We start from the raw sequence: 23,073 nt of genomic DNA, 5'->3' as shown, positions 1-23,073 counted from the left end.
AGCAAGGGTGGCGAGGAACCATGGCAACCAAGAGTTCTACGTACCCCCGTTGCATTCCGACGGGGGTGCGTCGATACTGGGGTTCCGCACCACACCAAACCCCTGGGGGGCACCATGTGGGAACCCGTGCAGCCGCTGCACACCACGACCGTCGCCGACCTGGAGACAGCCGAGGAGTACATCCGCAACCATGCTTCCTCGGCCGCCTACCGGCTGACGGAACTGACCCGCCACCACGACGAAGACCTCCACGAGATCGTCCTCGACCCCGACAGCCGCACCATCTGGTGGGCCTACCGCACCGAACCGGGCAACCAGGACGACAGCACCTGGACGGTCGCCCAGCTCACCCCCCAGCAGGCCGCCGACCGGGCGCAGCCCCGTATCGGGCTGGCCCAGGATCGGACAGCCAACCCCTCGAGCTACGTGACGTCCGGCGGCCTCAAGGCCCTTGATGACGACCAGGACCTCCTCGACGAGTTCACCCGGCTCCTCCGCCTCGGACTACCGGACGACCCCCGGGAGGCGGCTGCCCAGATCAAGGCCGAGCGGGAGGCGCTCGCCGCGCAGGACGCCCTGTGGCAGCGCACGTACGCGGGGATGGTTCGCGAGCTCACCGGCGGTCAGTGGGGCGGCAAGACGAAGGCCGCCAAAGCCCTGGGCATCAGTGACGTGCAGGTGGGCCGGATCATCACCGACGACGACCGGCGCCGGAACACCCTCACCGAACAGGTCAAAGAGGCACAGGCCGGCATGTAGCCGCCCTTGCGCAGGAAGCAGCCACGAAGGCTTCTCCGGCACCCCACTAGGCAACCTCAGGGAGGGACCCGTCCTGTGGAACGGGCCCCTCGGCATATCCAGGAGATCCAGTGAACAGAGCGGGCACTGCCGTGAGAGGGCTCTCCGGCACAGAGAATGAAGCGGACCTAGAGCACGCGCTCCTGTCCGCCGCTGTACTGGGCGCGGTGGCCCAGGAACAGCCGGTCGTGGTGTTCGTCCTCGGTCAGGCCGGCAGCGGCAAGACCCTAGTCATGGACCTCGTGCATGGCGCCCTGGCCAAGCGCGGTGGCGCGGTGAGGGTCGAGCGTGACCTCTACAAGAACGTCCACTCGCAGTACGCCACCTTCTTAGCGCAGGACGTGCGTACGGCCGGGGTCCGGGTCCGGCCGGAGACCTACCGATGGCAGGCCACCGTGGAAGCCCGTGCCCGAGCATGCCGGTTCGATGTGGTGGCAGAGGAGGCACTGGCCGATCCGGCCGCGCTGCTGGCTTCGATCGCCCTCTACCGGCAGGCCGGCTACCGGGTCGAGGTCGTGGCATTGGCTGTACCCGAGGCGGTATCCCAGCTCGGGGTGCTGGACCGGTACCTGCGGCTCGCCGAGGAGGGCCGGCCCCGATATGTGTCCTGGGAGAACCAGGGCGGCTGCGCGGCCGCCGTGCCGGACGTCCTGGCCAACATCGAGGCCGGACGCCTAGCCGACCGTGTCGTCGTCGTGCGCCGCGGGGCCGAAGTGCTGTACTCCAACGAGCTCATGCCCCAGGAGAGGTGGCTGCGCGCGGCGGGCGCCAGCGAGGCGGTGCGGGCGGAGTGGCTGCGACCGTGGAGTGCGGCAGAGACCGGGGTGTTCCGGCGCCAGCTCGCCGACGCCGACCGGCGCGCGTACGACCCGCGACTCCCCTCGGACTGGGCGCTGGCCGTACGGCGGGACGCCGAGCGGGCCGCGGCGCTCGCCGAACCCGTCCGCCGAATCGCCCAGCCGTGGCGGACGGCGCCCGGCGTCGACTACCACCGGCTCTCCGCCGAGGAACACCGCTGGACCTTCGACGAGCTGATCGCGCCGTACTCCCTCGCGAACATCACCCCACAGGAGCATCCGGTCGTGGTGTTCCTGCTAGGGCAGCCCGGCTCCGGCAAGACCTCTATGACACCGATGCTGCGCCGTGCGCTGCGCGGGAGGCCCACCCAGATCAGCGGCGGCGACTTCAAGAGCATGCATCCGGACTACCGGCAGCTGCTGAAGGAGGAGCCCCGGACCGCGGGGGAGCGGATCCGGGCAGACTACCGGGCGTGGCAGGCCATGGCCGAGGCGTACGTTCGCCAGCGCCGCGGCGATGTGGTCGTCGAGATGGCCCCCTCCAGCGTGGGCACCCTCCTGAGCAGCATCATGCTGTACCGGCAGGCGGGGTACCGGGTGGAGCTGGTGGTCCTGGCCGTGCGCGCGGCGGACTCCCGCCAGGGCACCGCCCACCGCTACGCCCAGGTACAGCGCCTCGTCGGCACCGGTCGGTACACGACCAAGCGAGGTCACAACAACCACTTCGCGGTGCTTCCTGAAGCGGTCGCGGCCGTCGAGGAGTCGGGGATGGCCGACTCGGTCGTCGTGCTGCGCCGCGATACCACCGTCTTGTACTCCTCTGCCGCCAAAGCATCCGTGGCGCAGGCCTCTGCGCCGGGAGCTGCGGCGCTGCGCGCCGAGCATGCCCGGCCGTACACCGAACAGGAAGCCGCCGTGTTCTGGGCCGGGCAGCGCCGACTGCGCCTGGAGATGCCCGAATACCGGGCCGACGTGGAGGAGGTCTCCGCTCTGGCCAGGCCGCTGATGCCCGAGCGGCTGCGACCGAGGCGGCTTTCCGGCCCGGCCGCGGTGGCCGCGCTGCCTCTGCGCGCCGGGAGCACCGACTACGGCTACGACCCGCTGTCCTCCAGTTCCTTGAGCCGGGCCGCGTAGAGGACGGTGATGCGCTCCTGCTCCTGGAGGTCGGCGTCCTCCAGGAGCAGCTGGTCCTGCACGCATGCGGCGTGACCGGCGATCAGCTGCCGAAGTCGCTGGGGGTCGGGGCCGGGGGAGCGCCGCTCGGCCATGATCTGCTCCTGGTACCAGGCGATTACCTCCCGTACAAGCTTGGAGGCCACCGGGCCGGCGGAGTCAGAGGAAGGGGAGGAGGGTGGTGTGGGAGCGGGCATGGAATCAACCTTCGAGCCGGGAACAGCAGACAAAAGGAATCATTGTCGGCTGTGGCTGGTTCACCGTCCACTACCGGCGATTCCCGGGCCCCGCCCACACGGAGTGCCTCCACCAAGCCCGGGAGCCGCATAGGTTGGGCGGGACGATCACCCTGGGGGGACCATGGCCGACCTGCGCGCGCTGTTCAGCTCGAACGACCCGTTGTTCACCACGGCGGAGGCGTTCACCGACCGGCAGCACCAATGGGCCGTCGTCTCCGGCGTACTTGAGGAGCACCTGCGCCGGATCGCCCTTCCCGCATTCGACGTGGAGGACCTCGAAGCGCCCCGCCACAACGTGCTGATGCTCCACGGGGTGGGCGGCGTGGGGAAGTCCACCTTGCTCCGCAAGATCGAGACAGCGCTGGCGGGCGGCGACGACCGCCCCGCCCAATGGGGCACACCAGCCTGGTCACGGCGGCTCCTGCCGATCCGGATCGACTTGTCCCGGGCCGCGTCGACCGGCTCGGACTTCGAGCGGGTCATCCTGACCATCCGCCTCGCACTCGCCGGAGCGCTGGGCCGGACCCTGCCCGGCTTCGACATCGCGCTGCGCAACTACTGGGAACACGTCCACCCCGGGGAACCGCTGGACGAGTACATCCGGCGCACCGGGCTCACGGGACGGTTCGCCAGCATGTTGCCCGGGCAGCTGCAGGCCGGGGTGAGCGAGATCGCCGGCGCCCTGCAACTGCCCGGCCTGGTCGGCTCCGCCGCCGGACAGCTCACCTCCGCTCTGGTCACCGCCCTACGCGAACGCCAGGAGAAGGCCCGGGCGCTGGCCGGCGCCGCCCGGACCGCCGCCCTGCTGGAGGCAACCCCCGACCTGGAGGCGCTGTCCTTCTACCCCCACCTGCTCGCCTGGGACCTGGAGAAACTGCCCGCTAAGAAGAAGCTCACCCCGGTTGTACTGCTGGACACCTTCGAGGACACCGCAGACCGGCACCGCGACTTCGAGCGGCTTCTCCAACGCCTGGTCTGGCTCATGCCGTCCGTCCTGTTCATCATCGGCGGCCGCGTCCGGCTGCAGTGGGCCGATCCCGCCCTGCACGGCGAACTCGACTGGACCGGCCCCACCGCCTGGCCGGGCCTCGACAGCAGCTCCCACTCTGCTGTTCCCGGCCCCCGTCCGAACGGGCCGGCTGCCCGCCAGCACCTGGTTGGGGACCTCGCGGCCGAGGACTGCGACCTCCACCTCGCCCGCCGCCTAGTCCAAGACGGCCAGCCCCTCATCCCCGCCGACGTCCGGGCCGCGATCACCGCCCGCTCCCACGGCCTGCCCCTGCACCTGGACCTCGCCGTCAGCCGCTTCCTCGAGATCCGACGCACCGGACGCACCCCGTCGGCCGCGGACTTCGACTGCACCTTCCCCGCGCTGCTGGCCCGCGTCATGTCCGACCTCAGCCCCGAGGAACGGCATGTCCTGCGCAGCGTCGCCCTGCTGGACGCCTTCGACCTCGACCTCGCCACCAACGCCGCCGGCCTCACCCAGCAGGCACCCGCCCGGCGCCTGACCGAGCGGCCCCTGGTCACCCAAGATCCATACGCGCTGTGGCCCTTCCACCTGCACCGTGCGATCCGCACCGCCGTCCACGACGACAACCACAGCGAAGACCACTGGACCGGAGCCGACTGGCAGCAGGCCGCCGCCCGGGCTCTGGCCGCCCTCGGGGGCCAGTGGACGAAGTCCACCACCGGGTCCAGCCGGATGCTCCTGGTAGCGTGCCTGCGCCAAGGCCTGCGCCTGGCCCGCGACCACCACCTCACCGACATGGGCTGGCTCACCGAGGCCGCCTTCACCTACACCGACGACTCCGTCTGGGAGCCGCTCGCGCTGCCCGCTACCACGGAGCCGGACACCCCTGCCGACGCCCTGGCCGAGCTCCTCACCGCGATCGCCCGCCGCCAGCACGAACACCGCGCCCGCACCGCCGAACGACTCACCAACATCCTCGACACCGGTCTGCTGCCCGCGGAGCTCACCGAGCTGGCCCTGTATTACCGGGCCAAGGCGTACAAAGACCTCAGCGACAACCAGGCCGCCCGCGCCGGGATGCAGCAGGTCGCAGAAAGGGGCGGCCGTCTGGCTCCCAAGGCCCGCCGGGGCCTGGCCAACTTGTCGAGGCTGTCGGGGGACTTCCCCACCGCCCTCGCGGCCGTCCCCTCCCTGGGCTGGAAGGGCCGCCACCACCGCGTCCTGGGCGACATCCACTGGTCCCACGCCAACACCGACCATGCAGTCGCCGCGTTCGAGGCCGGCCGCGCCGAAGCCGAACAGCACGCAGCCGCCGGCGAGCGGGCCATGACGCAGGTCCGCCTCGCCCTCGCGGTGTCGTTCGCCGACCCCAACCGCGCCGAGGACGAACTCGCCTACGCCCACCAACTCCTCGAAGGTCTCGACCAGCGCTCCAACCGGCTCCTCGCCGACGTCGTCGGCCTGATCAAGGACGCGGGAACCGACGGCATCACCGGCCGCGCCGAGGACCTGCGCAACGAGGTCGAGAGTGCCGGACTCCCCTTCCTCCTGCGGTTCATCGAGCTCGCCTGTGCCTTCCACCACGCGATCCTCGACGAGGAGCAGCAGGTGGCTGCCACCATCGACCGCCTGCACATGCTCACCGCGAGCGGTGACTTCGCGTACTTCACCGACATCGCCCACTACATGACCGGCCTCCCGACCCCCAGCACCTCTACCACCCAGTGGATCGGCGGCGAAGAACCCGTACGCACCGCCTGGCGGGCTCTGGTAGCCGCCCGGCAGGCGTGACTGACAAGGAGAGCAGCTGACATGAGCTAGCACGCCATCGCGTACGTACACAGCCAGTTCATCGCCGATGAGACGGCCCTACAGGTGTTCCTGGCCGTCGCCGAGCAGAGGAGAGTGCGACATCCTCGGCCTGAACCTGTGGGACGCCGACAGCCCGGGACTCGCCCAGCGGGCTGGCCTCACCGCGGAGGAGTTGCGCCGCCAGCTGCGCACCCTCAAGCGGCACGTACGGATAGATGTCCTCGGGCACTCCGACCGCCTGGGGGAGATCGTCTACGGCCCCTCGTACGCGCCCGGTCCTGCCTAGCCGAAGCCGGCGGCGTCGGAGCTGACACACGGCGGACCGCACCCGTCTGGATGCCGGGTTGGACCAGCAGAGCATCTGGGGGTACGAGGAAGGCCAGTGCCCCAGCTCTACGCCAATCAGGACGACTCTGATGCGGCACCCCGCATCTGGATCACCCCGCCGGACTACCTGGTCCGCGACGCCGACGAGCTCGCCGCGGCCATTGCCCAGGCTCTCACCCCGTACGTGCCGGTGCGGTTGTCAGCCGAGGTTGTCAAGGCCGGGCAGACCGCCCCGCCGCTGCCCGCGTACTGAGCCGGATGGTCGGCCACCGCCGACACCAGCCGTGTCGTGTTGCTACGAAAGCAGTGGTGTCGGGTCACCCGTTCCTGCTGGATGTACCTCCAGGCCGCCGTCGGCGTTCAGGATTGGACGGCGGCCTGGGTAGGTACGTCTTGCCGTTTCCAGGTCGCGTTCCTCGAAGTCTCCAACGAAGACGAGCACTCCGCGGACAAGCTCTACCTTCTCTGCGCTGGTGGGCCACCGGCTGAGCAGCGCTTCCACCGTCATGGGCTCCGCCGCGGGCGGCAGGTCTGGTCCAGGCATGCGCGCCATCCTCTCCGTGCTCAGTCACCCTGATGAATCCAAGGATCCCCATCAACGGCCGCAGTCGACGGCCATCACCGTGCCGGCGGCCCGCGCGCATCATCGTCGGGCAGCGCTACCGCCAATAGGGCTGCTCTTCCTGCTGGGCCTGCCAGGACTGCAGATCTGCCCTGAGGGCCGCGCATGCACGCTCCGCGTCCAGCTGGTCCTGCATGTGGGCGAGCCACCGGGCAACATCGGTGCTCGCTGCTCCGCTCTGTTGCACAGGCCGGTTCCAGGCCCGCGCCTCGTACAAGTCCCGGGGAGTGGTCTGCTGTCCGAACTGCTCCAGGGGGGCTTCGGCTCCTGGGAAGACGCCGTGAGGCTCCCGGAGCCAGGCCGGCGGGTCGTACGGAGCCAGGACCGGCTGATGTCCGGCGGCTGCTTCCCGGATCTCCGCCAGGCGCTGCCGCAGCTTGGGGCCGATCTGAGCCCTGAACCGAGTCATTACCGGTGTCCTGTACGCCGCCAGCGCATCGAGGAGGTCGGTGTACCGCTGCCCGGTGTCGTCGACGAGTTCGTCGCGGACGGTGGGAGCCGCGGGGTCGCCGAGGCGGCCGAGGCGCTGCTGGCGGTCGAGTTCGTGCCGGACATAGGCGGCCGCATCGCGGAGATACCCCGGGACTCCCCAAGTCTGGAGCTCGGCGGCGAGTCTCTGCCAGCTCCAGCCCTGGACGATCAGCGGGCGCAGTGCGTGGGCTAGTCGGCGGGTGCAGCCGCGGCGCAGCCACCAGACCTCGTTCTGGAGCCGCTCGGCAATGGAGATCGCCTGGGCGCACTGGGCCGGCGAGAGGCGTGGGCTTGCCTGACGGGTGGGATTGGGGGACTTAGTGGCACCCGCGCGCTTGCGGGTGTAGTTCTTACCCTCCACTACCTGCAGGTTTCTGTGGTCCTGTGGGACCACAGAAGAAGGGGTGCACCGTCGGCCTTGCTTCGGCTTCGCCTCGGTGCGTCGACGGACATCGGCGACGGCCTGTGCTCGGCCGTGGCAGGTGACCCCGATGATGCGGGCGCCGTACCCGCTTCCGTCGATCCGTCGGCCCATGGCCGCGTCCCACACGGGCGGGGCGACGGCGGCGAAGAGCGTGGCGGTCCCGCGGTAGCCGTGTGCGGCGGTCCACGCCGCACCGTGCCGGGTGCGCAGTGAGTTGGTTCTGGAGCCATGCTCGACGTACGCGAGCAGTCCGAGCTCCCGCAGCACCTTGGCGTGCTTGAGGACCGTACGGCGCCCCAGTCCGAGTTCATGCTGGGTCGCTTCGATGCTGAAGGGGAAGTGACCGCGCCGGCTGCGCCGCATCCGGGCAGCGAACGCCTCGGCCAGGCGCACCGTGGTGGGACCCGCGCCGGGGTGGTAGCCGGCGGAGACCATGAAGCGGACCGCGGGAAGGAAGTCCCGGGCCCGGCGGAGGTGCCGAGACGCGGTGGTGTCGGCCTCGTGCGAGGAAGCGTCACCAACGAGGTCAAACGGGATGTCCGCGGGCCGTGATCCCGCGGACGCGTCGGGGCATGCCGCCGGGTCGATATGGCGGCATGCCGAGACGTCGTGCATCATTACCTCCGTTGTCAGGACTCCGTTTCAGGCAGCACGAAGCCCCGCTTGCGGGTGTTTCGGGTTCTGGGTGAACCGAATGAATGTCCGGCCTTTAGGTCGGACACTTCGCCGGACCAGGGATTAGGCCCCCTGGGGATGGCGGTGGCAGATGGCCAGCTGGCCCGACGGCAAATCGGGCACGGTGGCCGGGGCAGCTAAGCGAGGCCTGGGGAGGCTCTCGCGGATGGGCTGCCCCTCAGATGGGTTACGTCATCCAACCCCGCTCACGGGGGAACAGACGGGTCCCGGATGCCGGAGGGCATGGGGAAATCCACCAGGTGGCCGGAGTGGACACGGCGTCGGCCTGGCGGTGGCTGTTGTGTCCCGGAGGACGGTTGCGGGTACGCTGCATCGCAGCGAGACCTCGATTCCGCAAAGCATCGGTCTCGCACTGTGCGAGGCCTTTTTGAGAGAAGCTTTCTCGCACCGGTTCAGCCCCAGTGGCGCAGTTCAGGCCGGCCAGCCTGATGCCGTTGGGGCTTTGGCCGTTTACGAGGTGGCTGATGTCCGTCTCCGGGTGAACACGGAAGCCAGCGCAGGCCCACCCTATGCCCCTCCCGCCACTCCAGTACAAACCATGGATCACTCTCTCCGCCGTGTCGGCTGAGCCCTGCTGACGGCGTGTCGCCCGCACGTGAGGACGGTGGCGGGGGCCGGGTTCGGTCAGCGGCGGGAGATCAGAGCGCACGGTGGTGCTCCCGGACGTCGGTCTGGACGGACCACCAGGGGAAGGGGCGGACCGGCCGGGGTTCGAGGAGGAGGTCGTCGACGGTTCCCTGCCCGTTGGTCTGGCGGCTCCAGGCCTCCAGGACCGAGCCGAGGATGGAGCGCGCGACCAGGCGGAACTCCTCCGGGGAGGAATTCTGTTCGGCGAGGGCCGGCAGATGGCGGGTGTGCGAGTGGACCGCGAGGAGCTCGCTGACCAGGGGGCTGAACGCCAGCAGCGCGCTGACGTCGCCGCAGGCGCTTCCTGAGGCGGCGGGCGCGGAGGAGCGGGCGGTGGCCGGGGAGAGGACGCGGCCCAGGAGTCGACGTATCACAGCGGTTACCTCATTCGGGTCGGGGCGAGTAGGCGGGGCAGGACTGGCTAGCGGTTGCTGTGGTGGTCACGGATCACGGCGTCCAGGCCTTCGAGTTCGGCCAGGATTTCCTTGACAGGCCGCCGGTGGAGGTTGGTGTCGATGGCCTCGTCCAGGGCGGGGATGCCGTCCGGGTTGTTGTACTCGGCGAAGATCTCTTCGACGGGCAGTCCACGGACGCGGAACGGGCGGGTGGGCTTGCCGTTCAGGTTGATAGACATGAGGTAGTGGTACTTGGGGAGTTCGGTGATGGTCTCCGCCGTGACGTGGCCGTTCCACCGCTTGGCGATGAACGCCGCTTCGTCGTAGTCCGCGGCGCAGGTGGCCAGGAGACTCTGGTTCTGCAGCAGGGACTGGCGGGTCATCGCGGACAGCCGCAGCGCCATCTGCGTCATGCCGATGAAGCGGATCTCATATTTTCTGAGCTGTTCGGCGATGGAGGCGAGGAAGCCCTTGCTCGAGGAGTCGAGGGCGGTGAGTTCGTCGCCCCAGGCCCAGAACGTGGCGCGTTCTGCGCGGGGGGTGTCCTGGCGGGCGAGGCCGTTGCGGTAGAGGTCGTGGATGAGCAGGCAGCTGACCAGGGCGTCGGACTCGCTGCCGGAGGGGCACACGAACACGATTCGGTTGGTGTCCATGGCGGTGCGGATGTTGTACGCGGAGCGGGGGCTGCCGAAGAACGCCTGCAGGCTCTGGCTCGTGTCGAGGCGGTCGATGGCGTAGGTGACGGTGGGCACCGACACCGGGTCCAGTTTGGTGAACGTCTTCGTCCAGTAGGCCTGCACGCTCTCCGGGAGCCGGTGCAGGACCTCCTCACGCCACTCGTCGTCGGTCAGCCAGGTCCGGATCTGGAAGAGGGTGCACTGTGCCTGCGGCTTCTTGTCCTTGACGGCCTGGAGGTTGAGGAGGGCGAGGGCCTGGGCGGTGCGGGCGAGGATCGTCTGGGCGCGCGGCGCCTTGTCGCCCCAGCCCTGGGCTGCGGCAATACCCTCGACGACGGAGCGGACCACGTCCTGGACGTCGCGGATGGTCTTGCCCTCCATGGCGAGCGGGTTCCAGGAGACGACGAGGTCGTCGTCGCTGACCTTGGCCAGGTTGATCTCCCACACCCGCGACTGGATGCTCGGGTGGGCCAGGTAGGCCTTCGCGCGGGCCCAGCCCTCGCCGTGCGGGTCGAGGAACCAGGTGCCGTAGCCGGCGTGGGCGAGTGCGATGCACTGCACCAGGGCGGCCTCGGTCTTGCCGTGCCCGGACTTGCCCAGCGAGAGCCCGAACAGGAGGTCCTCGACCCGGGCCGCGCCGATCCGCTCCTGCCCGTCGGGGAAGATGACGGCGCCGAGCGGGACCAGGCCCCGCTGGCCGGTGTAGACGGGAAGCGTCGCGGGAGCCGGCGGGACGAGGCCTCCGGAGCGCACGACGTTGGAGGCATGACACCGCGCGGTCGGGGGCTTGAGGAACCCTGCGAGTTCCGGGACGGTGAGCCACTGCCGCTTGTACGGGCGGAACTCGCCTGTAGCGAAGCGGCGCTCGAAGCCGGCGATCGCACGCCGGCTGCGGGGCTTGCGGGCCTTGAGGTAGTTCTCGCCGCTCGTGGTCGCGAACACGGCGAGCAGCTGGTGCATCCGGGCGAGCGCCGTCTGCGGGTGCGAGGCTTCGGTACGCAGCAAGATCTGGACGGCGAACACGGCGCCCGCCGTGGGGTCGAACTTGCCGATCCCCTCGCGGAGATCACTGGCCCTGGGCATCTGCCGACTCGCACCGCCCGAGGAGCCGGTGGTCTTGCCGCCGGACCAGGCCGCCATGAACGTCCCCCAGGCGCCTCCTCCTCCCATACCGCCGCCCAGGCGCTCGCCGTATGCGGAGGGACCCTGGCGGCGGGACTCGGCAAGAAGACGCCGCCGGCGCAGGGCCAGCTGGCGGTCCCGTACGGGAACCAGGTCCAGGACGACGTCGGCCCGCTCCCCGTCCTTCGCGCGCACGGCCGCGAGGGCCGCGGCCAGCTGCTGCAGCGGATCAGGGGACAGCCCGAGCGAGGCGAGTGCCTTGTGGTCGGACCGGCCCAGGACGAGCTCGGCCCGCTCCACATGCGCCGCACTCTTCTTGCGGCCGGATCCGCCGCTCGGCGCGGGCTTGGAGAGAGTGGTGGGGGCGCTCACTGGGAGCCTCCCTTGCGCTGCAGGGGCGCAGAGAAGCGGACGGGCTTAGTCCCCTGGCTGCGGCGGGTGACGCGGACCTCGACCTCGGCGAACCCGGGCATTGAGAGCACGGCGCCGGCCTGCGCGGAGCCCTCGAGGAAGCAGCGCATCATGCCGTCCGGGTCGACCGAGTACCGCAGCCGCACGGCCGCGCCGCGCGATGGCGCCTGGGCGGCGTCCACGACGCGGCCCAGATGGTGCGACCACCGGGAGACCTCGCCGGCCTGCGGGTCGAAGGTGCTGGTCGGCACCAGCTCTACGCACGTGCGGTGTGCGAGCGCCTCCCGTACGCGCCGTGCCTGCTGGAACGCCTTCCAGCCCCACACCGCACCACCCACCAGCACGGCCGTGGCGAGGAACGGCGCCGACACCGCGATGGCGTGCACGCCGGTGAAGAACACCTCGGCACTCGGCACGGTGGCCGTCATGCCGAATTCCGAGAAGTGAAGCGGGTCGTGGTGCCACCTCTCACGGAGGCCTCCTTAGTCGCGTCGAAAAAGTCCCTTCACTTGGACCAAGTACGGCTGGAAGCCCCGTTCGGACATCAGCCCTCGAGGCTTTACCATTTCATTGCCAAGAGGGTGTGCGAATAGGGTCATTCCCGTCGAAGGCGGAGTTCGATGAGCGTCGCGCGCGCTGCGGTGTTCACATCGCTACCCGGCGGACGGCCAGGATGGTGATCGTGTCGAGCCTGACCACCTCGACGACGCGGCCTGGCCTGGGGGCGTGGACCACCAGCCCGCCCCCGATCGACATCGCCACGTGTTCCGGGACGGCCGCGCTCCCGCGGCTGAAGACGAGGTCGCCGGGAAGGACTGCGTTCGCCGGAACGGGACTGCCTTCGGTGACCTGGGTGTAGGTGGTGCGGGAGATCTCGATGCCGGCGGTCCCGTACGCGCGTTGCATGAGGGAGGAACAGTCGCAGCGGCCCATCACGTCGCTGCCGTGGGGGTTGGTGCAGTGGCCGCCCCACTGGTAGGGGGTGCCGAGCTGGCCCAGTGCCCAGCGGATCGCGCTCTGGACCGGCACCGGCGCGGTGGCGGGGATCTGGTAGCCGGCGGGCAGGGAGCCGGCCGGGATGGTGCCCCAGTCGGTATCTCCGGCACCGGCACCCGGGCATCCAGCCCCGGAACCCGCCCAGCCGGGGCCCGCGGTGATGGGCAGTCCGGGCGGGGGAGTGGCGCCGAGCGTGGGGCCGATGGCCATCTGCAGGGCGGTCGCCAACGGCTCGTGTTTGGCGTACGCGTCGGGGTAGCCAGACTTCTGGACCTTCTGCGCGGCGACCGTCAGCGGCATGAACTCCCAGTCCTTCAACGCGGTCAGAGCCTTGTAGAACTTCGTGGAGGCATAGACCGGGTCAAGGATCTGCTCGCGGGTCCCCCAGCCCTGCGACGGACGCTGCTGGAAGAGGCCGAGGGAATCACGGTCCCCGTAGTCGAGATTGCGCAGGTTGGATTCCTGCAGAGCGGTGGCCAGCGCAATGATCTGCCCGCGGGCCGAGACCCGCATCTGGATTGCAGTGGCCACGATGACCCGGGCCAGGGGAATCTGCTCACCCGGCGACGACAGCCCCGCCACCTCGACGTTTCCCGCACTGCCCCCCGCGAGCGCGGCACGGACCTGCTGCGCGATGCGTGCCGTTTCCGCGTCCAGGCCGGCGCCCGTGGAGCAGCGGGACTGGGTGCGGGCCGCGTCCTGGGCTTCGGCGTCGGCGATGCCCGCGACGTGAGCGGCGATCGCCGCCAGGAGGAGCAGCACGAAGGAGACGAGGGCGCTCCCGCTGGCGATCCACGCTTTGCTCTTCTTCGTCACGGCTGCCGCCGGCCCGGTGGCGGGGTGCGGCGCACGTTGCGGTCCAGGCGCTGGCGGAGCTGGCGCTGTCGGGGCGAGGCAGGAGTCTGGGTGGGGACCGGATGGCGCGGTGCGGCTGCGGACCGGGTGGCTGCGGTCGGTGCTGGCGTCGGTGCCGATGTCGGGGCGGGGCCCGGGCCGGGACGGCGACGTGCGTGGGAGCCGGGCCGGTGGCTCGGGCGCGGCGGCGGCACGGACGAGGGTGCGCCCGCCGGAGCCGCGGCCGACGCTGGGGCGGGTGCCGGGGCCGGCACGGGCCGCGGGGCGGCGGTAGGGACGCGAGGAGTGGCGCGGGTTGAGCGCGGCGGGGCGCCGTTGCCCGGCCCTGCGGCGGGTCGGGGGCGGCCTGCGGGCCTGGCAGCCGGACGGGCAGACCCCCCGCGGCCGCCGCGTCCGGAGCCGAGTCGGGTGGCCAGGACGGAGGCGCCGACGGACTGCGGCATTGCGTAGGCCATGGCGGCCAGCGGGTTGCCGCTGGCGAGGGAGACACCGACGAGGGCGGTGCGCACGAGCGCGCGCGCCGTGGTCCGCGCGACGCGCGGCTGGGTGGTGGCGGGAGTCGAGGAGGGCGCGGTGAAGACGGAGCCGTGGGTTCCACCGATCCGGCTCGTGGCGAGCTTGGTGCGGAGGTTCTGCGAGATCTGCTTGGAGCGGGTCAGGATCTTGCGGCGCTTCATGACCGCGCCGATGCAGACGAGGTCCACGATCAGGAACCGCAGGGTCAGCTCGCGCCCCCATTCCGCCTCGGTGGGGTCCAGGACGGCCTGGATGATGACGATGAAGGTGGCCAGGGCGATGATGCTGGCGATCATCTGGCCCAGTGAGCGCATGACGGAGGCGGCCCAGTCCCACAGGTACGCGCGGCCGGCGCCGGGGACGGTGCCCAGCACGAGGGCGGGCTCCGCCCGGATCGCGTCCCAGGCGAGCCGGCACTGGGCGATCAGGAAGCTGCCGGTGAGGCCGGAGATCAACACGGTGACGATGAGGGCGGCGATCAGGAGGAAGAGAGCGCTGATGGCCTTGTCGAGGGAGGCCCTCTTCGCCGAGCCGATGTCGCCCTTGACGCACTCCTTCTCGAAGGCCTCCATCGGCGGGTTGCCGAAGTGGTCGACGGCCCACCGCTGGACGATGGGCGTGGTCCAGTCGGTGATGGCGGCGCCCTGAGGGTCTATGTACCAGCGCCACTGGTTGTACTTCTTCAACTTGGAGGTCTGCTCAGTCATCGCCCGGTCGAAGGCCAGTTGGGACAGCTTGGTCTGGCTGTACTTGGCAGCGCACTCCCCTTCGAAGACCCGGCCGTACTGCAACAACATCGCCGGCTTGACGACGAACGCGTCGGTGAGGGAGTCGGTGAGCGGCCGCGTCAGCGCCTCGCTGCTCGCCTGGTCCCCGTCCTTCCACAGCTGGCCGGATGCGGTGGGGCTGGCGTCGAGGATGACGCGCGCGACTTCCAGAGACAGCCCGCGGGCCGCCGACACCGCGCCATCCTCGGTGCCGAGCAGCAGCTGCGGCGGGGAGGCCAGCAGCGTTGTGGTGAGCGCGGCGATCACCAGGGACAGGGCGGCATCCCCCCAGCCCCTGGCCCGGTCCCCGAAGAAGATCCGCGCCACGCAGACGAGCGCGCACACCGCCATGGCCAGACTGGGCAGGCCCATCTCCAAAATGACGCGCGTGTGCAGCGACTCGGAGACGGACAGCGCCGGGGCGATCAGCAGCTTGGCCAGCCAGAACGACAGCGCCTTCAGCACCAGCCAGCAGCAGAACGCGAGCACCCACTTCGTGGCCATGAAGCCGAGCTCGGCGATGAGGTTGTAGATCCCCAGGTCCCAGTCGGTCAGCCCCCCAGTGTCGGAACGCACCGTGTAAGCGGAGATCGGCATGCCGTTGCGGTCGGTCACGTTAAAGACGCTGAGTACACCGCCCTCGTTGGGCAGCAGCTGCCGGAGCCGCTCCTGCTCCCCCTGCAGGTACGCCTGCTGCGCAGCTTCCGAGAGACGCTCGGTGAACTCGGCGATGAGGTCCTGGATCTGCTGGAGCTCCTCGGGGGTCGGGGTCTGCTGAAGGCCGCCCCCCGGCGGGAGCGGGCCAAGCGGCGGAGGTGGCGGCTCCGTGGCCGTTGCCGTGGGATCGGGGGCAGGGCTGGGCGCGGCGTGGGCGGGCAGCGAGGTCAACAGCGTGAAGGCGGTGGCGACGAGCGCGGCGACCAGCAGGGCCAGGCGCAGCCGGGCCCGCCACGTTGCGGGGCTCACGCCGCGACCCCGAGGGAGGCGGGGGTGGTGTGGATGACCCGCGCGACCTTGTCGTCCATCGGGATGATCACCTTCATCAGGCCGATCCGGCCGGGCAGATCGCGGTGCAGGCACTCGCCGGCCCGGGCGATCTTCTCCTCGTCACGCAGATGCAGCGGGGAAAGCCGGGTGGTGACCAGTTCGAGGAGGTCGGCGTCATCGGCCTCGACGCCCAGGAACTCAAGGGCTCGGGCGGCGAGGGACCGGGTGGTCTGGCGGAAGACGAACCTCAGCGGAATCAGACCGCGGATGATCACGCCCTTCTCCGAGTCGGCCGGCCCGAAGTCATCCGCGTCGTGGCTGCCCAGGTAGGCGGCCGCGTTGCGCTTGCGGCCGTCGCGCAGGAGCTCCAGGAGCAGCTCCAGCCCCTCGTCCGAACTTGTCAGCCACCAGCACTCGTCGAAGACGGTGACCACGAACTCGTCCGTGCTCGCCATCGCCGTCTCGCGGGCGACCGCCGCGATCAGGTACATCACGGCCCGGCCCAGGACCTTCTCGAACTCGAGGCGCTCGATGCGGTGATCGGAGGCCAGCTCGCTCTTCTTGGGCAGGGCGAGGGCGTTCACGGCGAACACGACGCTGTCCGCGCCGGCGGTGTCTACGACGGGCAGGGTCTCGTCGAACACCACCCTCGAGAGGTCCTTGCGGGCGACAGCGGACAGCTTGCGGGCCAGCGTCCGGGCCGCCGGATCCGTACCTCCGCGCGCCTCCAGCTCGGTGACCAGGGCCCGCATCGTGGGGGAGGGCCGTCCCAGGACGGCCTCGACCGCCTCGGACATGGCCACGCCTTCGAGTTCCATCGGGCGGACCCCGAGGAGCAGGGTCAAAAACGACTCGGTGAACCGGGCCGCCGTCTTGGGGCTGTGCTGGTGGAAGAGGCGCAGCGGGTCGAGGGAGACGGCAGCGTCGTGGTCGATACGGACGACCTGGGTGGTGCCCGGGCATGCCCTGGCGAAGCGGACCCACTCCTCGTCCTTCGTCCGGTCCACGATCACAGCCCGGCCCCGGGACCCGGGGCGCCCGGTACGGCGCCCTCGTGCCAGGACCTCGTAGGCCGCGGACTTGAGGACGATGGACTTTCCGGCTCCGAGTTCACCAACGGCGGCCAGAGAGCCCGACGCGTTCTCCCGGGGACCACGGGGCGCGTCGAAGAGGACAGGCCGGGCGCCGCCGGAGGCGATCTGCAGGCCGAGGAGGCCGCCGGACTCGTCGCCGAGCGCACTCCCGCACCAGGGCATCGCCATGGAGAAGTCCCGCGCGAGGAGGGTCTGCGCGTAGCCGAGCATCACCCGCGGGGTACGGCAGCCGGGCAGCATCGCGTGCCACAACTCGGTCTGCTTTCCCACCGGACTGCGGAAGGTGTACTCCCCCGCACCGAAATCGGAGGCGAGGGCTGCGGCGCGCGCCTGTGCTTCATCGGGGGTGTCGCCCCAGACGGCGAGGGTGACCATGGCGCTGATCTCCACCTCGCGGGCGTTGGAGGTCAGCCGGTCACGGAACTCGTCGTTGTCCTCAACGTTCCGCTCGATCGCCGCTGGCGGCCCGGCCGGGTCACCCTCGTACTCGGCCGCCTGCGCCCTCAGATGCCGGGCCCGGCGCCGCGTCTTGGCCTCGGCCTTCGCACCAGGGGTGATGACCAGGCGGGCCGTCCAGTCGACCGGGTAGGCCAGGTCGTCGAGCTGCTGCAGGTACGCCGCCCCGGGCAGAGCGAACGCTTCGGGCATCTGGGAGAGCGCCATCAGCGTCTGGTAGGAGTCGCCCCACTCACTGGAGACCTGCAGGAACCGCCGCTTGAACGGATTCGCCGGCAGAATCCGCGTCGGTCCGCCGTCCAGGTCGGCGCCGCCCTCGGCGAGCAGGACGTCGCCGAGCGCCGCGACAGTACGGCCCCGGCCACGGACAGCCGGCTCGGTGCCGTCGGGCAGGAACGGCTCGGCCAACCCCCTACGGGCGGAGTGCCCGTAGATCCACAGGATTTCTGCCTCGCTCGCCGGCCGCATCGAAACCCCGCTCGGCCACTGGGCCTGCATACGCGCAGCCTGATCGACCCGCGACTGGACCTCCGCCGCGGAGATCGGGGCGGGAAGCAGGCCCAGATGCAGAGCAAGTTCCGCGCCGGCCGCCGAGAACGCGTCCCGGATCCCACCCGTACGGGACAGAGCGGGCAGCGGGATGGCGAGCCAGTCGGTGCGCCCGGTCAGCTCCATGGACTCCAGCTGGTCCAGGACGGTGTGGCCCAAGGCCTCGTAGCGGGGAGAGGCCGGCAGGTCGACGTCGGCGACCATCGCGCGGACCACGGCGGCCGGATCGACCTGCGGGCACAGCGACATCAGCATGGGCTCGCCGGTCAGGCTCTTGAACAGTGCCTCCAGGGACTGGAGGCGGCGCCTTTTCGCGGCAGACGCGGCGTGGGAGTAGTTCGCGGCGGCCACCCGCCACACCGCCCACACGGTGCCGTGGGTAGTGAAGATCAAATTCTGTTCCACGTGGCGGATGGGCAGACGCATCAGTACTCCGAAGGGGAAGAGGGTCGGGCCGCGCGGCGGGCGAGAAGTGCCTGGACGCCCGAGGCCACCACCGGCCCGCGCGCGGGCTCAAAGGGGGCGGCGGCGGTCGCATCGACCGGGTCAGGGGCGACCACCGGTACGTACGTGCCGGGTTCGTCCCCCGCACCGCCATCGAAGACGGTGACGGTGCACCCCGTACGGCGGGCGGGCGCCGGCCGGTAGACCTGGCCGCGCAGCCGCCCCCGGCGGGGCGCGGCCAGCATGACGAGCACGCTGGCCGCGGCCGCGGCGGGGTTGCGGCCGTCGACCTGCATGCGACGGAGCCCAAACGCGGCCGAGAAGGGCCCGGCGATCAGCACGACGACGTCGCCGTAGCCGTGCCCGCCCCAGATGGGACGGGTCAGGACCAGCAGGCCGACGGTGGCAATGATCGAGGTGAGCTGGGTCATCGTGTACGGGCCACCCGGCAGGCGCAGGCCGTTCCCGCCGCGCACGTCCCGGATGACGCCGTACACCAGCGGGGAGCGGCGGGCCTTGGTGTAGCAGCGGCCGATCAGCTCGGGGTCGGGGGTAGCGCCGGCCCCGCTCACTGGTCACCCGAGATCGTGGTGCCGTCGTATGTGGTGATGTCGTCGGTGACCTTGCTCTGCAGGGTGCCCATGTTCGCGGACAGGCCCCACACGACGGCGCCCAGGATGCAGGCCACGATCGTCGGCCCGGGCGCCTTGGTCTTCCACCCCACGATGAACACGAACAGGCCGCACAGGCAGGGGATGAGGACGAGGAAGATCAGCTTCTTGATGTCGAGGCCCATGCCCCAGCCGGTGCTGATCCATCCGGCGGCGAGGGTGACGGTGTCGTTCATGGCGAAGACCTCTTTCAGGAGGAGGGAGAGGCGGAGGGCGGAGCGGAACGGGCGGGGGCGGCGTCGAGGGAGGAGATCTCCCAGCGCCCCGCTCGCGCGGTGAGAGTCAGTGCGTAGGAGAGCGGGACCCGGATGCCGTCGTGGCCGGTGCCTCGCAGTAGGACCAGGACCCGAAGCCGGGTTCCGTCCCTCGGCACCGCGGTGACCGCGGCTTCGCCCGCCTCGCCCTCGACAGCGATCTGGTCGACGGCCAGGGCCGTGTACGGGGTGGGGGTGATCGGGGTAAGGCGGGTGCCGGGGGAGAGGTAGCGGTCCAGTGGCCCGGCCTGGGTGAGGTAGGCGCGCAGGAACTCGGTGACCGCGAGCGTGCGCGGATCCTTCGGCAGCGCAGGGTTCGACGGCCCGTACACCAGTCGCGGAGCCTCAATGCGCGCGGGCGCCCCGACTTCCGCCGGCAGGCCCAGCGCGATGTACCCCGTCGCTCCCGCCTCGGCAGGCGCGGTGGCCACCGCGATCTGGAAGTAGTGGACGGCCGCAGCCGACGCCGCGCGCGCCTCCGCCTTCACATCAGGGCGGGCCGTGTCCGGCGACGGAGCCGGCGCCGGGTCGGCTTCGCTGATCCGGGCGGCCACGGTCACCGACCACACGTCACGCTCGCTCTGGCGCAGCCGTACGACGGTCAGCTGCTCACCGTGGCGCCGGCCGGACTGACCTTCGAGGCGGAGTTGGGCGGCCGCCGGGTAGTACGCGGCGAGCTTGCCCTGGTCGCCGTCCCCGGCGCGCAGGAACGCGTCGAGGTAGAGCGTGGCGAACCCGGCCGCCCCCTGAGACCCCGCTGTGGCGCTTCCAGCGCTGGCAGTCGACTTCGGCTGGGCGAGGGGGGCGCGGGTCGTGGCCGATACGTAGGCGGCCGCGCCGAGAAGGGGACCGCAGAAGAGCAGGATCCAGGCCGTCCAGCGGATCAACGTGGAGGCGTTGGCCTGGGCACCGGTCGACCAGCCGCCCGCGTACTCGATCTCCGTCTCCTCGAGGTCGGCGTTTTCCTGGTCCGGCTCTCGGCGGGTCAGCAGCTTCATGCCGCACCCCCGGCGTGGCGGGGCCGGCGGGCGAGCTCCTCGATCCGCGCACGCAGCTCCGCCTCGGGCCGCTGCTGCAGGGCATGGAGCGAGGCGAGGACGGACGTGACCTCGTCGGTGAGGAAGACGCGGAGCTTGTCGTGGGTGGTGGTATCGAACGGTCGGGAGACCAGAGCGGCGCCAAGACCGATCAGCAGCCGCTGCGCGCGGGTGACCTTCTCCTCGTCGGCGTCCAGCAAGATCTTCGGCGTAGTGGCAGGCATGCGGTTCCTCCTGGGTGTTCGGATGCGGGGTCTGCGTGCGGCCTCAGGCCGCGGTCTGCAGAGAGGACTTGAGGGCGTTCACGGCGCGCGAGCGTCGGCGGCACCACGCGGCAGGGGATGTTCCTGCGTGGATTGCAGCTGTCGTGTCCGGGACCGGCTCGGCGGTGTAGTGCCAGGCGATGGCGCGTCCGTCGGCGGGCGAGAGAGTCTCGGCCTCCATCGCGTCCAGGACGAGGCCGAGCAGTTCCAGGCGGGCGTGGCTGACCTCGCCCTCGCTGACGGTTCCGACAGGCAGGAGGCCGACTGCGGCCGCTGCGGCGCCCACAGCCCAGGCCTCGGCGATCTCGGCCGGGCCGGACACGCGGTCGAGCAGGTCCTCGGCAACAGCGAGGTCCTCGCCGAGCTCTTCACGGTCGGCGGCGAGTTCGGTGCACAGGTGACGCAGCGTGTCCAGGGCGAGATTCGCGGCGGGCCTGCCGGGCCGGCTGTGGATGCGTCCGGAGGACGCGACTTCGAAGAGCGCGGCCACCGCGGCGTGGCCGACGTTCTCGAAGGACCGGCCACCGAAGGGGCGGACCTTGCCGCGCGTCATCCGGACAACGGCGGGGAGCATCGCCTGCACGATGATGCGCGCGGCCAGGGTGGCCGATCGGTCACGGCCGGCCGCACGGCGCAGCAGTGCCCGCAGGACCGCATCGGTCAACTCGTCGGACAGCCGCCCATCACGAGGGCGGAGCGCGGCGAGCAGCTGGGCGGGGCCGAGGGCCCGCACCCAGGAATCGGTCACCGCGTCGGTCACGGCCGCGATGCCGTCGGCCAGCTGATCGGTCACCAGCCAGTCGGTCACCGCCGCCTGGACGGCGGCGTCGGCGCACAGCGCTTCCCACTCGGTGTCCAGGCGGTCAAAGATTCCGCCGGCGGTGCGGGCGGGGTGCAGTACGTCGAGCACGGCACGTTCTCCTCTCGGATGTCGTGCCGTGAACTCTCCTCACCGAGGCCTACCCAAAGGCTTACCCAAACGGCCAAAAGTGCAGGCTGGGGGCTTACCCATTCAATGGGTAAGCCCCCAGCGGTCGATTGGGTAAGCCTCCCGGGGGGTTGGGTAAGCCTCGCGGGGCCCGCTTGGGTAGGCCCTCCCGGGGGTTGGGTAAGCCTGGCCTCGAGGATGGGCCCCTCTGACCGATCCCGCCGGTGACCGATGTGCGGTCATCGGCCATGACCGGTGACCGATGAGTCCCGGATCGGCCACCGGCCACCGGCCACCGGCCACCGGCCACCGGTCACCGGGACAGGCCACACCCCAGTCGGTGACCGGTCATCGCACCGGGCACCAGCCACCCAGCGATCGGGTCACGGATCGGAGGGCGACCAAGGCGGTAACCGGTGACCGATGCGATGACCGGTCACCGACAAGTGAGGCCTGGCCGTCGGTCAGGCGCGGGAAGACCCGGCGTCAGCCGCCGACCGACCGGAGGCGCGCGCGTCCCTGCTGGCGGCGCTGCTCCTCGAGGTACTCGGCCGCGGCCTTCACACGACGCTGACCGCTCTTCGGCGACAGCCCGAGACGACGAGCAACTTCCGCACCAGCGAGCTTCTTCCCGGTTTCCTCAGCCTCCGCCAACCAGCCGGCGACCGTCACAATCTGTAGCTGAATTGCGTCCGGCTCCGGCTCGTCGGCCACCTGCTCGGGCAGACGCACGGCCGCCGCACCACCGTCGTCGACCACCGACTCCCATCCAGCCGCCTCGCCCGCGGGAGCCTCGTCGTTCCCCGCCTTCAGGCCGTGACGCGTGGTCTGCTCCGGCACCGCCCCGCCCGCAGTCTGGACCGCCGAGGTAGCGGAAGCCGGGGGCCGGTGTCGGTGCGAGGGAGCCTCCACCACGGATGCCACGGATGCCACGGTGGTCTGTGACGTGGCCGGCCCGAAGAACGGGTGGGGCTCTGCAACGGTCCGACGCTCACCGGCTCTCGGCGAACGGGACTCGTCGTCGGCCACAGCCCCGTTCGGATCGGCCAGCTCGGACCCAAGCAGAGCTTCCTGCACTGGGGGCTGCTCGAGCTGCTGCTGCTCTGCCGGGAACGCGCCGCGGGCGGCCGCGAGCGCGCGATGCGCCTCGAAGGAGTCTCCCGAGAGGTCCTGGTTCCCCACTGGATAGGAGTCGTGGCCGCCTTCGTCGGCCCCCAGCGACGAGACAGCCGATGCGGACACCGTGCCGCTGTCGGCCATGAGAGCTGCCAGGGCACCCGGCGCCGTGGGGAGCAGATCTGGTTCCGGGACTGCCTCGTCGAGCGGAGCCTGCTCGGGCTGCACTTGGGGGTGCGGGAGCGGCGGCTCGCCTTCGGGCCCGGCCGCGCCCGCCAAAAGCGCGGGAGGTGACGGCCTCTTCACGAGGGCCGGTGAAGTCGTGCCGGCCACCGCACCGTGGAGGAGGGGGTCGATGCCCGCCGCAGCCAGGCCTTCGGGGGCGGTCTGCGAGAGAGGGACGCCGATGCGGGCCAGGCGCAGCGGCATCAGTGCCTCGACCGGGGCCTTGCGGCGCCAGGCCCGGCCGTACCGGGCCTGGAGGCGGGCCTGGTAGATCAGCCGGTCCTGCTCCATGCCGACGGCCTGCTCGTAGGAGCGCAGCTCCCACAGCTTCATCCGGCGCCACAGCTTGAA

The 23,073-nt window shown here is 70.8% G+C and carries 19 protein-coding genes; 5 read left to right on the top strand and 14 right to left on the bottom strand.

The genetic code is table 11. The features are described 5' to 3' along the window. Window positions 1–114: 114 nt before the first annotated feature. Both ACZ60J_RS38215 and ACZ60J_RS38210 read left to right on the top strand, forming a co-directional pair. Window positions 115–759 (top strand): hypothetical protein, encoded by a 645-nt coding sequence (locus ACZ60J_RS38215; protein ID WP_469688775.1) that lies wholly within the window; start codon window positions 115–117, stop codon window positions 757–759. 206 nt (window positions 760–965) lie between these two features. Then, window positions 966–2,729: a zeta toxin family protein gene (locus ACZ60J_RS38210; RefSeq protein ID WP_469688774.1), complete on the top strand. Its 1,764-nt coding sequence runs from the start codon at window positions 966–968 to the stop codon at window positions 2,727–2,729. Here the strand turns inward: ACZ60J_RS38210 and ACZ60J_RS38205 are convergent. Continuing rightward, entirely contained in the window at window positions 2,687–2,914 is a 228-nt protein-coding gene (locus ACZ60J_RS38205) for a hypothetical protein (protein WP_469688773.1), read from the bottom strand. The genes ACZ60J_RS38210 and ACZ60J_RS38205 overlap by 43 nt on opposite strands. Before the next feature lie 214 nt (window positions 2,915–3,128). On the opposite strand from ACZ60J_RS38205, the gene ACZ60J_RS38200 reads away from it, so the two are divergent. The 3 genes from ACZ60J_RS38200 to ACZ60J_RS38190 all read left to right on the top strand — a co-directional run bounded on the left by ACZ60J_RS38200 (window position 3,129) and on the right by ACZ60J_RS38190 (window position 6,372). Beyond that, the gene (locus tag ACZ60J_RS38200; RefSeq protein ID WP_469688772.1) at window positions 3,129–5,771 is read left to right on the top strand and encodes a YfgM family protein; all 2,643 of its coding nucleotides are present in this window, start codon (window positions 3,129–3,131) and stop codon (window positions 5,769–5,771) included. A gap of 67 nt (window positions 5,772–5,838) precedes the next feature. Next, complete coding sequence (locus ACZ60J_RS38195; RefSeq protein WP_469688771.1) at window positions 5,839–6,078, top strand: hypothetical protein; 240 nt, start codon at window positions 5,839–5,841, stop codon at window positions 6,076–6,078. Between the two features lie 96 nt (window positions 6,079–6,174). Further along, window positions 6,175–6,372: a hypothetical protein gene (locus ACZ60J_RS38190; RefSeq protein ID WP_469688770.1), complete on the top strand. Its 198-nt coding sequence runs from the start codon at window positions 6,175–6,177 to the stop codon at window positions 6,370–6,372. Between the two features lie 406 nt (window positions 6,373–6,778). Here ACZ60J_RS38190 and ACZ60J_RS38185 read toward each other — a convergent pair whose 3' ends face one another. The 13 genes from ACZ60J_RS38185 to ACZ60J_RS38125 all read right to left on the bottom strand — a co-directional run. Further along, on the bottom strand, window positions 6,779–8,071 hold the full coding sequence (locus ACZ60J_RS38185) for a hypothetical protein (protein ID WP_469688769.1): 1,293 nt from the start codon (window positions 8,069–8,071) through the stop codon (window positions 6,779–6,781). An 899-nt stretch (window positions 8,072–8,970) separates the two neighbouring features. Next, complete coding sequence (locus ACZ60J_RS38180) at window positions 8,971–9,333, bottom strand: hypothetical protein (protein WP_469688768.1); 363 nt, start codon at window positions 9,331–9,333, stop codon at window positions 8,971–8,973. Window positions 9,334–9,380: 47 nt separating this feature from the next. Then, complete coding sequence (locus ACZ60J_RS38175; protein WP_469688767.1) at window positions 9,381–11,525, bottom strand: type IV secretory system conjugative DNA transfer family protein; 2,145 nt, start codon at window positions 11,523–11,525, stop codon at window positions 9,381–9,383. After that, window positions 11,522–11,992, bottom strand: coding sequence for a hypothetical protein (locus ACZ60J_RS38170; RefSeq protein WP_469688766.1), 471 nt, complete (start codon window positions 11,990–11,992; stop codon window positions 11,522–11,524). The genes ACZ60J_RS38175 and ACZ60J_RS38170 overlap by 4 nt, the downstream gene beginning before the upstream one ends. Before the next feature lie 217 nt (window positions 11,993–12,209). Further along, on the bottom strand, window positions 12,210–13,376 hold the full coding sequence (locus ACZ60J_RS38165; protein WP_469688765.1) for a C40 family peptidase: 1,167 nt from the start codon (window positions 13,374–13,376) through the stop codon (window positions 12,210–12,212). Beyond that, window positions 13,373–15,664: a hypothetical protein gene (locus ACZ60J_RS38160; protein ID WP_469688764.1), complete on the bottom strand. Its 2,292-nt coding sequence runs from the start codon at window positions 15,662–15,664 to the stop codon at window positions 13,373–13,375. Before ACZ60J_RS38160 ends, ACZ60J_RS38165 begins: the two co-directional genes overlap by 4 nt. Beyond that, window positions 15,661–18,177 carry an ATP-binding protein gene (locus tag ACZ60J_RS38155; protein WP_469688763.1) on the bottom strand — a complete coding sequence of 839 codons (2,517 nt, stop codon included), beginning with the start codon at window positions 18,175–18,177 and terminating at the stop codon, window positions 15,661–15,663. Before ACZ60J_RS38155 ends, ACZ60J_RS38160 begins: the two co-directional genes overlap by 4 nt. A 32-nt stretch (window positions 18,178–18,209) precedes the next feature. After that, window positions 18,210–18,800 carry a hypothetical protein gene (locus ACZ60J_RS38150; protein WP_469688762.1) on the bottom strand — a complete coding sequence of 197 codons (591 nt, stop codon included), beginning with the start codon at window positions 18,798–18,800 and terminating at the stop codon, window positions 18,210–18,212. After that, window positions 18,797–19,075 carry a hypothetical protein gene (locus ACZ60J_RS38145; protein WP_469688761.1) on the bottom strand — a complete coding sequence of 93 codons (279 nt, stop codon included), beginning with the start codon at window positions 19,073–19,075 and terminating at the stop codon, window positions 18,797–18,799. Before ACZ60J_RS38145 ends, ACZ60J_RS38150 begins: the two co-directional genes overlap by 4 nt. A 14-nt stretch (window positions 19,076–19,089) precedes the next feature. Next, the gene (locus tag ACZ60J_RS38140) at window positions 19,090–20,151 is read right to left on the bottom strand and encodes a conjugal transfer protein (protein ID WP_469688760.1); all 1,062 of its coding nucleotides are present in this window, start codon (window positions 20,149–20,151) and stop codon (window positions 19,090–19,092) included. Further along, window positions 20,148–20,414 carry a hypothetical protein gene (locus ACZ60J_RS38135; RefSeq protein ID WP_469688759.1) on the bottom strand — a complete coding sequence of 89 codons (267 nt, stop codon included), beginning with the start codon at window positions 20,412–20,414 and terminating at the stop codon, window positions 20,148–20,150. Before ACZ60J_RS38135 ends, ACZ60J_RS38140 begins: the two co-directional genes overlap by 4 nt. 43 nt (window positions 20,415–20,457) lie before the next feature. Beyond that, window positions 20,458–21,363 (bottom strand): hypothetical protein, encoded by a 906-nt coding sequence (locus ACZ60J_RS38130; RefSeq protein WP_469688758.1) that lies wholly within the window; start codon window positions 21,361–21,363, stop codon window positions 20,458–20,460. A 504-nt stretch (window positions 21,364–21,867) separates the two neighbouring features. After that, window positions 21,868–23,073 (bottom strand): DUF2637 domain-containing protein (locus ACZ60J_RS38125; RefSeq protein WP_469688757.1); only part of this gene is annotated, 1,206 nt, incomplete at its 5' end.

Source organism: Streptomyces sp. NPDC104226 (genome assembly GCF_055584085.1).
Note: the sequence above shows the minus strand (reverse complement) of the source record. Positions and strands in the feature narration are given on the sequence as shown.